11 protein-coding genes are annotated in these 12486 nt (G+C 63.5%); 7 read left to right on the forward strand and 4 right to left on the reverse strand.

Features of this window, described 5'->3' with window-relative positions:
* The first annotated feature begins 1 nt into the window (after position 1).
* Together A9K65_RS22700 and A9K65_RS22705 are read left to right on the forward strand one after the other, a co-directional pair.
* Positions 2-1768 carry a GMC family oxidoreductase gene (locus A9K65_RS22700; protein ID WP_063173670.1) on the forward strand — a complete coding sequence of 589 codons (1767 nt, stop codon included), beginning with the start codon at positions 2-4 and terminating at the stop codon, positions 1766-1768.
* The gene (locus A9K65_RS22705) at positions 1765-2982 is read left to right on the forward strand and encodes a cytochrome c (RefSeq protein ID WP_064995826.1); all 1218 of its coding nucleotides are present in this window, start codon (positions 1765-1767) and stop codon (positions 2980-2982) included. The genes A9K65_RS22700 and A9K65_RS22705 overlap by 4 nt, the downstream gene beginning before the upstream one ends.
* A gap of 9 nt (positions 2983-2991) precedes the next feature.
* Here A9K65_RS22705 and A9K65_RS22710 read toward each other — a convergent pair whose 3' ends face one another.
* Positions 2992-3699, reverse strand: a complete 708-nt coding sequence (locus tag A9K65_RS22710) for a DeoD-type purine-nucleoside phosphorylase (RefSeq protein ID WP_013531859.1) — start codon at positions 3697-3699, stop codon at positions 2992-2994.
* Between the two features lie 86 nt (positions 3700-3785).
* On the reverse strand, positions 3786-6359 hold the full coding sequence (locus A9K65_RS22715; protein WP_024503530.1) for an ATP-binding protein: 2574 nt from the start codon (positions 6357-6359) through the stop codon (positions 3786-3788).
* A 225-nt stretch (positions 6360-6584) separates the two neighbouring features.
* On the opposite strand from A9K65_RS22715, the gene A9K65_RS22720 reads away from it, so the two are divergent.
* Positions 6585-7322, forward strand: coding sequence for a flagellar biosynthetic protein FliO (locus A9K65_RS22720; protein WP_024503531.1), 738 nt, complete (start codon positions 6585-6587; stop codon positions 7320-7322).
* A gap of 185 nt (positions 7323-7507) precedes the next feature.
* Here A9K65_RS22720 and dksA read toward each other — a convergent pair whose 3' ends face one another.
* The gene (dksA, locus tag A9K65_RS22725) at positions 7508-7924 is read right to left on the reverse strand and encodes an RNA polymerase-binding protein DksA (RefSeq protein WP_013531862.1); all 417 of its coding nucleotides are present in this window, start codon (positions 7922-7924) and stop codon (positions 7508-7510) included.
* A 332-nt stretch (positions 7925-8256) separates the two neighbouring features.
* Between dksA and A9K65_RS22730 the strand changes: the two genes are divergently transcribed.
* The 4 genes from A9K65_RS22730 (at position 8257) to A9K65_RS22745 (ending at position 12080) form a co-directional block, all read left to right on the forward strand.
* Positions 8257-8760: a histidine phosphatase family protein gene (locus A9K65_RS22730; RefSeq protein ID WP_024503532.1), complete on the forward strand. Its 504-nt coding sequence runs from the start codon at positions 8257-8259 to the stop codon at positions 8758-8760.
* 63 nt (positions 8761-8823) lie between these two features.
* Positions 8824-10302 carry a YcjX family protein gene (locus A9K65_RS22735; RefSeq protein WP_063167922.1) on the forward strand — a complete coding sequence of 493 codons (1479 nt, stop codon included), beginning with the start codon at positions 8824-8826 and terminating at the stop codon, positions 10300-10302.
* Positions 10299-11390 (forward strand): YcjF family protein, encoded by a 1092-nt coding sequence (locus tag A9K65_RS22740; protein WP_064995825.1) that lies wholly within the window; start codon positions 10299-10301, stop codon positions 11388-11390. The genes A9K65_RS22735 and A9K65_RS22740 overlap by 4 nt, the downstream gene beginning before the upstream one ends.
* A gap of 135 nt (positions 11391-11525) precedes the next feature.
* A complete protein-coding gene (locus A9K65_RS22745; RefSeq protein ID WP_064995824.1) occupies positions 11526-12080 on the forward strand; it encodes a hypothetical protein in 555 nt (184 codons plus the stop codon).
* A 94-nt stretch (positions 12081-12174) separates the two neighbouring features.
* Here A9K65_RS22745 and A9K65_RS22750 read toward each other — a convergent pair whose 3' ends face one another.
* On the reverse strand, positions 12175-12441 hold the full coding sequence (locus A9K65_RS22750; RefSeq protein WP_024503536.1) for a hypothetical protein: 267 nt from the start codon (positions 12439-12441) through the stop codon (positions 12175-12177).
* Between the last annotated feature and the right edge of the window lie 45 nt (positions 12442-12486).

Genomic DNA, 12486 nt, shown 5'->3' on the forward strand with positions numbered 1-12486 from the left:
CATGACCAACATACTGCCTCGCAAAGACGTCGTGATCGTCGGCCTCGGCTGGACGGGATCCATTCTGGCCCACGAATTGACCGATCAGGGCCTGGACGTGGTGGCTATAGAACGCGGCCCCTGGCGCGATACGGCAACCGATTTCAACATCGGCTACGCGCAGGATGAGTTGCGCTACAGCATCCGGCGCGACCTCTTCCTGCAGCCCGCCGTGGAAACCATGACGGTGCGCAACGACCCGTCGCAGAAGGCGCTGCCGATGCGCGATTTCGGCTCCTTCCTCCCCGGCAACGGCGTCGGCGGCGCCGGCGTCCACTGGAACGGCCACACCTGGCGGTTCTGGGATTCAGACTTTCAGATAAAGACCAATCTGACCAAGAAATATGGTGCATCGAGAATCGCCGATCTCCAGGTCGAGGACTGGGGCGTGACCGGCGCGGAGATGGAGCCCTATTACGACCAGTTCGAGTATCTGGCAGGCATCTCGGGCAAGGCCGGCAATATCAAGGGGCAGTTGCAGGAAGGCGGCAATCCGTTCGAGGATCCAAGGTCGCGGGATTATCCGAACCCGCCGATGCAGATGACCTACGCGCCAACCCTGTTCGCCGAGGTCGGCCGGTCGATCGGCCTGCATCCCTTCCCGACCCCATCCGCCAACATGTCGCGGGCCTATGTCAACCCGCTCGGCATCGCCATGGGTCAATGCACCTATTGCGGATTCTGCGAACGCTTCGGCTGTGCCAACTATTCGAAGTCGAGCGCCCAGACCACCGTCCTTCCGGTGCTGATGAAGAAGTCCAATTTCGAAGTCCGCACCGACAGCGAGGTACTGCATGTCGATCTGGCTCCCGGAGGCAAGTCGGCGCGCGGCGTGACCTACGTCGATACCTCAGGCGAGGAGTACTTCCAGCCGGCCGATCTGGTGCTGCTGTGCGCCTACGGCCTGCACAATGCCCGGCTGATGATGCTGTCCGGCATCGGCAAGATCTACGACCCCGGCAGCGGCGAAGGAACGGTTGGGCGCAATTACTGCTACCAGACAAACGCCGGCGTGCAGGTGTTCTTCGACGACAAGAACTTCAACCCGTTCATCGCCGCAGGCGCGCTCGGCCAGACGATCGACGATTACAATGGTGACGCGTTCGACCACGGCGCGCTGGACTTCGTCGGCGGTGCGGGTATCAACTGCATTCCCACCAACGGGCGCCCGATCGGAACCAGGCCGACCCTGCCCGGCACGCCGAAATGGGGCAGCGCCTGGAAGAAGGCAACGGTCGAGGGCTACAAGAGCACGCTTGGCTACTCGTCCCAGGGAAGCAGCTACGCGACGCGCAACAACTACCTCGACCTCGACCCGACCTACAAGGACCGTTTCGGGCGGCCGCTGATGCGCATGACGTTCGATTTTCCCGACAACGACATCCGCATGTCGAACTATGTCTGCGACCGGATGGAGGAAATCGCCAAGGCGCTCGGCGGCAAGCAGTACGCCGTCAGCCGCCGCAAGAAAGGCTGGGACAGCGTCCCCTACCAGAGCACCCACAATACGGGCGGCGCCATCATGGGAACGGACCCGAAGAAGAGCGCGGTCAACACCTTCCTCCAGAGTTGGGACGTCCCCAACGTCTTTGTCATCGGTGCGTCGGCCTTCCCGCAGAATGCCGGCAAAAATCCGACAGGAACGGTCGGCGCGCTCGCTTTCCGCGCCGCCGATGCCATCCGCAATCAATATCTGCGCAATCCCGGTGCACCCCTGGTGCAGGCATGAACAAGCTCGTTCTCACGCTCGCCATCGGTGCTGCGGCCCTCACTGGCGGCCCGGCATGGAGTGCCGACCAGGCGGACCAGATCATACGTGGACAGTATCAGGCGGTGCTCGGCGACTGTGCAGGCTGTCATACGCGAGCCGAGGGCAAACCGCTGGCCGGCGGCCTGCCGCTCGAAACGCCGTTCGGCGCGCTTGTGCCGCCCAACATAACGCCTGACCGCGAGACGGGCATCGGCAGTTGGTCGGAAGCCGACTTCCGCAGCATGATGAAGTCAGGCATCGGCCACAATGGTGTGCGGCTCTACCCCGCAATGCCCTACCCCGCCTATACCAGGATGAACGATCGGGACATTTCCGACTTGTGGGCCTATCTGACGACGGTTCAACCGGTATCGAACAAGGTCGAAGCCAATCAGCTGCCGTTCCCGTTGAACATCCGGCTGGCGATGCTGGGCTGGAATGCCCTCAACTTCACCGAAGCAAGCTTTCAGCCGGATCCCTCCAAGTCGGCGGAGTGGAATCGCGGCGCTTATATCGTCCAGGGCGCGGGCCATTGCGGCACCTGCCACTCGCCCAAATCCTTCCTTGGCGCCGATAAGGACAGCGAGTTCCTGCAAGGTGCCTCCCTGCAGGGCTGGTTTGCCCCCGACATCACCAACAATGCGCAATCGGGCCTGGGCAAATGGTCGGAAGAGGATCTGGTGAAATACCTCAAGACCGGCGTCAATGCGCATTCGATTGCCTCCGGTCCGATGGCGGAGGCCATCGAGAACTCCACGTCGAAAATGACCGATCCCGATCTCAAGGCGGTTGCAGTCTACCTCAAGAGCCTGGGCTCGGATGTCGACAGCGCCCAACCGGCAAAGCCTGACGCAACACGGATGACCGCGGGCGAGGCAATCTATCGCGACAATTGCTCGGCCTGCCATGGTGGAGATGGTGCCGGGTCAGGCGCGCTTTTCCCTTCCCTTGCCGACAATTCGATCGTCGCGCAGGGCAGTGCCGAAACACTGGCCCGGCTCGTCCTTGCCGGCAGCCAGGCCGTGCACACGGCCGATGCACCGACGACGCCCGCCATGCCTTCCCTGGCCTGGCGCCTGAAAGACCAGGAGGTCGCCGACGTCTTGACCTATGTGCGCGCCAGTTGGGGCAACGCGGCTCCTGCAGTCTCGTCCGGCGATGTCGCCGCCGTACGCAAGGGATTGACCCAGTAGACCCGTACTCTAGCTCTCTGCTGCGACGGCCAGCGCCAGACGGCTCATGTCGGTGAAAAGCGCCTGGCGCTCGGAATAGTCGGTCTGTTCGCCGGTCTCGATGTTGTCCACCACGACACACATCGACAACGCACGTGCTCCGAAATGCTCCGATATGCCATAGAGCGCGCTGGTTTCCATATCCACGGCCAGGGCTCCTTGCGCCCGTGCATCGGCAAAACGGGCACGCCCATCCGGGTGATAGAAGATGTCGCTGCAGACCGTCAGGCCGACATGATGGTCGATGCCAAATTCTACCGCCTTGGCCCGTGACGATGCGAGGAGCGCCGGGTCCGGGCCAGCCGGTCCATAAAGGCCGAAAACCTGGCCGCTCTGGGCGCTTTCCGCCTGTGCCGATTGCGAGATGACAAGGCTGCGCAGCTTTGCCTTTGCGGTCAGGCTGCCGCAGGTGCCGGTACGGATCAGCGTCCGGGCGCCATAATGGTCCAGCAGTTCATGCGCATAGATCAGAAACGATGAAACGCCGATGCCCGTCGCCTGAATGCTGATGGACTTGCCACGAAACAAGCCGGTGAAGCCAAGCGTGCCGCGTCGGCGATTGATGCAGCGCGGCGCTTCCAGGAACGTTTGCGCCATCCATTCGGCGCGCTGCGGGTCGCCCGGCAACAACACCGTGTCGGCATAGTCGTCCTTGTCCGCTTCGTTGTGCGGCGTCACCGGTTGCTCCCATAAGCCTTCCTGCCGTTCACCCCTCAATCATGGCGTTGTCACGGCGTTGCGCAAGGAGGAACATGGGGAAGGCTCTAGGACTCCAGCACGTCCTTGACGATCGTGGCCAGTTGCTTGAGCGAAAACGGCTTGGGCAGGAAGCCGAAATGCGCATCTGCCGGCAGGTTTCTGGCGAATGCGTCCTCGGCATAGCCGGACACGAAGACGAATTTGATGTCGGGCTGGCGCTTGCGCAATTCGCCAAGCAGCGTCGGCCCGTCCATTTCCGGCATCACCACGTCGGAAACGACGATATCGACCTTGCCGCCCAGCGCCTCGAACACTTCCAGCGCCTCGACGCCCGACGATGCCTCGTGCACGGTGTAGCCGCGCGAGGTCAGCGCCCGCATGCCGCCCATGCGCACGGCATCCTCGTCCTCGACGAGCAGCACCGTGGCCGAGCCCGACAGATCCTTGGCCGGATCGGCGACCTTTGCCGGCGCCGCCGGCGCATCGCCGGGCTCGCCTGCCTTTTTCGCTTCGGCGATGTGACGCGGCAGGAAAATGCGGAAAGTCGAGCCTTTGCCGACTTCGGAATCGCAGAAGATGAAGCCGCCGGTCTGCTTGATGATGCCGTAGACCATCGACAGGCCAAGGCCGGTGCCTTTGCCGACTTCCTTGGTGGTGAAGAAGGGCTCGAATATCTTCTTCAGCACGTCGGGCGCGATGCCGCTGCCGGTGTCCTCGACTTCGACCACGACATAGTCCGCCGGGGCGAGTTCGCGGTAGGAAAAGGCCTTGCACTCCTCGGCGGTTACATTGCGGGTGCGCACGGTCAGATCGCCGCCCGCCGGCATAGCATCGCGCGCGTTGACCGCAAGGTTGACCACCACCTGTTCGAACTGCCCGATATCGACCTTGACCGGCCACAGGTCGCGGCCATGGTCGACCTTCAGCTTGATGTCGTTGCCGACAAGGCGGGCCAGCAGCATCCTGAGATCGGCGAGCACGTCGGTCAGGTTGAGCACTTCCGGCCGCAATGTCTGCTTGCGCGAGAAGGCCAGCAACTGCCGCACCAGCGAAGCCGCCCGGTTGGCATTCTGCTTGATGTTCATGATGTCGGGGAAGGACGGGTCCGACGGGCGGTGATTGGTCAACAAAAGGTCGGACGCCATGATGATGGCGGTCAGCACATTGTTGAAATCATGCGCGATGCCGCCGGCAAGCTGGCCGACTGCCTGCATCTTCTGGCTTTGCGCCATCTGCCCTTCCAGCGCCTTCTGCTCCGTTGTCTCGACGGCGTAGACGATGGCCGACTCCTCGGCGCCCTCGCCGCCGGTGCCGTCGGCGACGGCGTTGACGTAGAAGCGGATGTGCCGTTCGTCGTTGCCGGGCAGAAGCGTGTCGATCGGCTCGATATCAGCCTGCCGCTGCTGTGCCTTTTCGAAGGCAGCCGCGAAGGCCGGCCGGTCGCGTTCGTGGATCACCGTGTCGAGCCGCACGCGACGGTCGACGGCGTCGCGATCGACGACAGACGAAAACAACGACAAAAACGGCGCATTGGTGCGCAGGATGCGTCCGTTGTGGTCGACGCCGGCGATTGCCATCGGTGTCGAGTTGAAGAAGCGGGTGAAGCGCACTTCCGAAGCCCGCAAATCGGCAGAGGCATCCTCGCCTTGCGTGCGGTTGAGCACGATCGTGCGTGTCGGCCCATTCAATCCTTCGCGGCTGGCCGAAACGCGGTGCATGAAGCGCACCGGCAGCGCTTCGCCCGTCATGGTCGTCAAATCGAGATCGATCACCGCGTTGCGTGTGGTGCCGGGGTCGGCCTTGACCGAGCGGACCAGCGCCATGCCGTCGCCGGCCACGATCTCCGACAGAGACACGGCGCCGGGCGTGAAGCTGGTGAGGTCGATGCCCAGCCATTCGGCGAGCGTGGCGTTTATGTAGGTGACGCGGCCCTCCTGGTCGGCCGAAAAGAAGCCGGCCGGCGCGTGGTCGAGGTGATCGATCGCCTTCTGCAGATCGAGGAAGAAGCGCTCCTGCTCGGCCCGCTCCTGCGAGATGTCGGCAAGCTGCCAGGCCAGCATCGGCAGCCGCTGGCCCGGAACGCTGAAGGCGCGGGCGCGCGCGCGGTACCAGCGGGCGCCCGGCTCGGCACCGGGCCGAATGGACTGTGCGAGCCTAAACTCGCCGTCGCCCGGCTGGCCGTCGCGAAGGCCGGACGCCAGGCGATAGATCGTCACCGATGCTTCGGGGACATCCGAGAGCAATCCCTCGACGGTCTTCAGGTCGGCAGCGGACGATGCTCCGGTCATATCCGCATAGGCGCGGTTGGCGTAGACGACGCGGCCCTTGGTGTCGGTGACGAGAAGCCCCTGCGACATCGAATCGACGAAGGATTTCGACAGTTCGTCGCCTGTCGAGCGTGGCGTGACCTGCACGAAGCCGATCGCCGTCGCGAACAGGAAGCCGACGCCGATCATCGCCAGCACGCCGAGCATGCCGAGCAGGAAAGGATCGCCGAGGCGCTCGCGGAAAAGACCGAAGACGATCGCGGCCCCCGTCAGAACGACGATGAAAATGATAAGCCGGGTAACCGCGCCCGGTCGCGTATTCTGGTCGACGATCGGTACCGGATAGAAATCGCCGCGCGCTTCCTTGGCCATGTGCCCCCTGCTCGTGAATTCCGGTGTTCCGACACCCGCCCCGTACCGGGTTGAATCACATTCTCCTAGTCCGGAAAAGGCCTGGGCGGCAAATGTCGGATAAAAATGATGTCTTCCGGCCTTCGGAGTTTTTCAAGCTGTTCAACAGCGTGAAACGCAACTTGCGGTGGCCCGCTGCAACGGTCTAGTGTCTTATCACTTCCAAGGGGCGATCAGGGGAAACCAATGCAATGGCTCGATAGCGTGGCAGGTCCCGGTTATGCCGCAGCATTGTTGTGGACGTTTGCAGCGCTCGTCCTGCTGGTCATCGTTCTCGTCATCGTCAAGCTGGTGCGCAACCTGACATTTGGAACCTTCGTCGCCGGCGGCCGGAACCGCAAGACGCGACTGGCCGTCATGGATGCCACCGCCGTCGACAGCCATCGCAGGTTGGTGCTGATACGCCGCGACGACATCGAACATCTGCTTCTGATCGGCGGTCCGACCGACGTCGTCGTCGAGCGCGATATCCGGCTTTCGGCGCCGCGCCGGCCGGCATTGACTGGAGATGGCGGCTTGCAGCCGGTTCCGGCCGCCGCTCCGACAAGGCCGCGTCCGCCGCAACCCGCTCCGCCGCCGCTGAGACAGGCACCCGCTCCACAGCCGGTGAATACGACGCCGCCCGCCCGCCCCCGTCCGACAGCGCCGCCGGCACCTGCACCGAAGCCGGCAACGCAAAGCTACCAGCCGACCAATGTCACGCCGTTGCCCGCCTACGGCTCCGCCAACGCCAACACCGCCCGGCACGCCCCGCCACCACCGCAGCCGGTGCAGGACAGCATCGACGACACGCTGATGAGAGAACTTGAAGTATCGCTGGACCAGCCCCGTTCGGGCGGCCAGGTGGGCAAGCCGGCGGCGCCGCAGTCGCTCGACGACGAGATGACCAAGCTTCTCGGTGAACTCTCCAGCCAGAAGAAATGAGCGACCGCCGGGTCGCTATCCCCGCGAAACACCGTCGCCGGTCCGGCTGCCGAACCACCTCGTCCGAAGCCCCGAGGGTTTTCGATCTTCGCGCGCCCTGAGCGGTGGATGCCGCACCAATGAAAATGGCCGGAAAACCGGCCATTTTCAGAATCGAGTTCGTTCGAGACAGCCGGCCGTGAGCTTCAGTCGTCGCGATAGACTTTTTCGCGGCGCTCATGCCGCTCCTGCGCTTCGATCGACAATGTCGCGATCGGACGTGCATCGAGCCGCTTCAGCGCGATCGGCTCGCCGGTTTCTTCGCAATAGCCGTAGGTGCCTTCGTCGATGCGTTGCAGGGCGGAATCGATCTTTGCAATGAGCTTGCGCTGACGGTCGCGGGCCCTGAGTTCGATGGCACGGTCGGTTTCCGAAGACGCGCGATCGGCCAGATCGGGGTGGTTGGCGTTTTCTTGCTGCAGGATTTCCAGTGTTTCGCGCGCTTCGCGCAATATGTCATTCTTCCAGGTGACGAGCTTTGAGCGGAAGTAGGATTTCTGCCGCTCGTTCATGAACGGCTCGTCTTCGGAGGGTACGTAATCGGCGGTAACGATGTCGTTCATTCGACTCACCCAAACTGCCCCAAATTTGGCGCCTATATATTCGTCGTCCGACGCCTGCACAAGCGCAATCGGCCGCTGTTTCACGCAATTGTTAAAGTACCTGGGCACGCGTCTTTGCAGCCGCGTACGGTCGCTTTGGTACAAACTCCGCCGCGACACTTTGGATCCGGTGACGCATATTTTCCCTGATCGCGGTGATCCCGGGGCCGATATGCAAGCGCCTTTTGCAGCAGCCAGCGTTGGCTGATTCGCCGTGTTTGAAGAGCACGGGCCATTGTGCGCGACGCCGTTCTCGTGGCTAATCCCGGAAGACTTCGGCATTCGGAGGTTGGGTGAGCAGGCTTTATCTGTTGCGACATGCCAAGGCAGGCTGGGCATTGCCCGGCATGCGCGATTTCGACCGTCCGCTCGATGCGTCCGGCCGCGCCGATGCCGAAATGATGGGCGCCGCCATGCGCTCCCGCCTCTATGTTCCGGACCGGACGCTGTGCTCCAACGCCAAACGCGCCAAAGAGACGCTGGAAGGCCTGGCCGGCCAGACCGACACCGGCCGGGTCCTGTTCTTCGACGGGCTCTACAGCGCGGACGCGGCCGGTTATCTCAACCTTATCAAGAACAATGGCGGATCGGGCTCGTTGCTGGTCATCGGCCACAACCCGATGATGGAAGACCTTGCCTTGGCAGTTTCGGGCGGCGGCGACGAGGCTGCGCGGGCCACACTGAACCATGGGTTCCCGACCGCGGGCCTGGCGGTCGTCCGCTTCGACGGCGATCTTGCCAGCGCCGCCCAAGGCACCGGCTATCTCGAAGTGTTCCTGACGCCGGCCGATCTCTGAAGCCATTTCAAAGCCTTGTTGCAGCGCCTATATCGGACGGACCGAAGTTCGAGAGAGCATATTTTGGCATCATCGCTGACCACCTTCACCGACGAGGCGAGGATTGCCCTCGACACGCTATCGGGCCGCGCCACCGGGCTTTTTTCCCCATCGCTGCGCCTCGGCGTGACCGGATTGTCCCGCGCCGGCAAAACGGTGTTCATATCGGCCCTTGTCCACAATTTGATCCATGGCGGGCGCCTGCCGCTGTTCGAGGCGCAGAAATCGGGGCGCATCGCGCGCGCCTTCCTCGAGCAGCAGCCCGACGACGCGGTGCCGCGTTTCCAGTACGAGGACCACATCGCAGCCTTGGTCAACGACCGCGTCTGGCCCGATTCGACGCGCGCCATTTCGGAGCTGCGGCTGACCATCGAATATGAATCGGCTTCCGGCTGGAGCCGCATGTTTTCCTCGGGCAGATTGTCCGTCGATATCGTCGACTATCCCGGCGAATGGCTGCTCGATCTGCCGCTGCTCGGCAAATCCTTCGCCGATTTTTCCCACGAAGCCTTTGAGATGGCCGTTCTGCCGGTGCGCGAGGACCTGTCGCAAGCCTGGCGGGCACTATCGGCCGGGATCGACCCGAACGCCGATGCCGACGAGATGACGGCGCGGCGCCTGGCCGAGAGTTTCGCCGCCTATCTGAAGGCCTGCAAGCTCGACGAGCGGGCGCTTTCGACCTTGCCGCCCGGCCGCTTCCTGATGCCGGGCGATCTCGAAGGCTCGCCGGCCCTGACCTTCGCGCCACTGGCCGCGATCGGCGACAACCGTCCGCGCGCAGGCTCGCTGCACGCCATGATGGACAGGCGCTATGAGGCCTACAAGACGCATGTCGTCAAACCCTTTTTCCGGGAACACATCACCCGCCTCGACCGCCAGATCGTGCTGATCGACGCTATGCAGGCGCTGAACGCCGGCCCAGGCGCCATGGCCGACCTGGAACGCGCGGTGACCGAGATCCTCAGCTGTTTTCGCCCCGGCCGGGGCAGCTTCCTCACCGATCTGTTCTCGCGGCGCATCGACCGCATTCTGGTTGCCGCGACCAAGGCCGACCATCTGCATCACGAAAGCCATGACCGGCTGCAGGCGATCGTGCGGCGGCTTGCCGACCGCGCCGTGGCACGGGCGAATTTCACCGGCGCCGATGTCGATGTGGTCGCCATGGCGGCGGTGCGCGCGACGCGCGAAGGCACCGTCAGGCAAGGCCGGGAGACGCTTCCCGTCATCATCGGCACGCCGATAGCCGGTGAGAAGATCAACGGCGAAACCTTCGATGGAAAAACTGAAACAGCCATATTTCCCGGTGACTTACCGGAGAATATTGACGCGGTGTTCGATGTTTCGGGAGCCGATCACAGGCAGGACTCCGCGGACCCGGCAATCCGCTTCGTCCGTTTCCGTCCCCCAAAGCTCGAACGCACGGCCGAAGGCGTCACGCTGTCGCTGCCGCATATCAGGCTCGACCGTGCCTTGCAGTTCCTGATCGGAGATCATCTGGCATGACCGCGCCCCGCAAGCCGGCGGCATTCCGCATCGAACCGGAAGCCCCACCGAGACAAGCGGCCCCTGAGCCGCGCAACATCCAGACCGACACCCAGCGCAAACCCCGCGCGATGAAAACCGATGTCGCGATGGTCATGCCGGCGGAAGTCGATGTCTTCGACGAGCCCGACATCATTGCCGCGGAGCCGCCACCAGCCGTCGCCCCCAGGAAACGCTCGCTGCTCGGCAGCATCTTCTTCGGCGCCTTCGGCGTGCTGGTTTCGCTGGCGGTCGGCCTGTGGACCGACCAGCTCATACGCGACCTCTTTGCGCGCGCTGAGTGGCTGGGCTGGCTGGCCGCCGGCATGGCCGCCATCGCCGTGCTGGCGCTTGTGGTGATCCTGATTCGCGAATTCCTGGCGATCGCCCGCCTCGCCGAGGTCGAAAAGCTGCAGAAGCGGGCGCTCGATGCGATCGCCCGCGACGATCCCAAGGCGGCACGATCGGTCGTCGACGAACTGTCGGCCTTTGTCTCGGCCAAACCCGAGACCGCGGCCGGCCGGCGCGCGCTGGCCGAATTGCGCGGCGAAATCATCGACGGCGGCAATCTCGTGCGCCTGGCGGAGGCTGAAATCCTCGGACCACTCGATGCCAGGGCGAAAGTGATGATTCTCGAAGCCGCCAAACGCGTTTCGCTGGTGACGGCGGTCAGTCCACGCGCACTGGTCGATGTTGCCTATGTCGTGTTCGAGGCCGGGCGGCTCATTCGGCGCCTGTCGGAACTCTATGGCGGACGGCCGGGGACGCTGGGTTTCTTCCGCCTGGCGCGCAGCGTTCTGGCGCATCTGGCGGTCACCGGTTCGATCGCGGTCGGCGACAGTTTCGTCCAGCAGATCGTTGGCCACGGCCTGGCCGCGCGCCTTTCGGCCAAGCTTGGCGAGGGGGTCGTCAACGGCATGATGACGGCGCGCATCGGCATCGCCGCGATGGAGACGGCTCGACCCCTGCCCTTCAGCGCCGCCAAACGTCCCGGATTGGGCGACTTCCTCTCGGCGCTGACATCGTTCGCAACCAGGAAAGACGGTGCAACGACCCCCTCCGGCAAGTGAGCCGGGCTGGAGTGTCCGGGCATTCGGAATCGTTACCGGACTGCTCTGCGGCGGCCCCGCGGTGACGAAGCATTAACCAATCTTGTTCATGGTCAGACGGGTTCCAAACAGCATCTTTGTTGCCGGGTGTCGTCGATGAAAAGCGTAGTATTATCCAGCATCCTGCCCTTGGCAGCCGTCATCACGGCAGTGGTCGGTATTGCAGGAGCGGCCTGCGCGGCGGAGCCGGACAAGCAGTTCTTCCAGTCCGCCGAAGGCAAGTGGATCGGTCCCGGCGAAATCGTCGCCGGCAAGTACAAGGGCACCAAGTTCAACTGCAGCTTCACCGGCTCGACGCCCGACGGCAAGGTCGGCATGTCGCTCGACGGCGGCTGCCGGGTCGGTGTGTTCACCCAGCCAATGTCGGCCAAAATCGAGCGCAAGGGCCGCGAGGGCTACAAGGGCAGCTTCATGGGTGGCGCGACCGGTTCCGGCCTCGACATCATCGGCGGCAACGTCGTCGATCCCCGCAAGGTGGTCTTCACCATCAACCGCAACCAGCTGCGCGGCGTCATGCAGGCTCGCATCCCTGACGATAATTCGATGACGGTGACTATTGCCGTGCGCGTCAACGACCAATTGGTGCCGGTGATCGGCATGAGCCTGAAGCGCGTCGACGCAGTCGAAGTCGGCTCCATCGCGCCGAACTGAAAAACCAAGGAAAAAGGCGGCGACCCAACGGTCACCGCCCTCTCACTTGAGCCCATCGAATCAGGCGCTTAGGCCTTGATCTCAAATCAGGGTGTCAGCCCTTGATCGCGGCCGTCACTTCGTCATAGGCTTTGCAGGCGTCGGCCAATGTCGTGGTGCCCTGATACTTGGTTGTCACCGCCTGGACCTTGGCGGTCAGATCAGCCGCCTTGGCCGGGTCCTTGGTGATCGCCTCCTGAAGTGCTGCAGCCATGTCCTGCGCCTTCTTGGTTGCGATCTCCGCCGTGCACTCAGGCGCCTTCGAGCAAGCCGAACCGGCAAGCACCGCCAGGCCGACGGCAACAAACAAAAACTTCTTCATGTCAGTCATCTCCTCAAAAAGGGCGCGACTTGATCGTCGATCACC

The sequence above is a fragment of the Mesorhizobium sp. WSM1497 genome (genome assembly GCF_001672455.2).
In the GTDB taxonomy this organism is placed as follows: Bacteria; Pseudomonadota; Alphaproteobacteria; order Rhizobiales; family Rhizobiaceae; genus Mesorhizobium; species Mesorhizobium ciceri.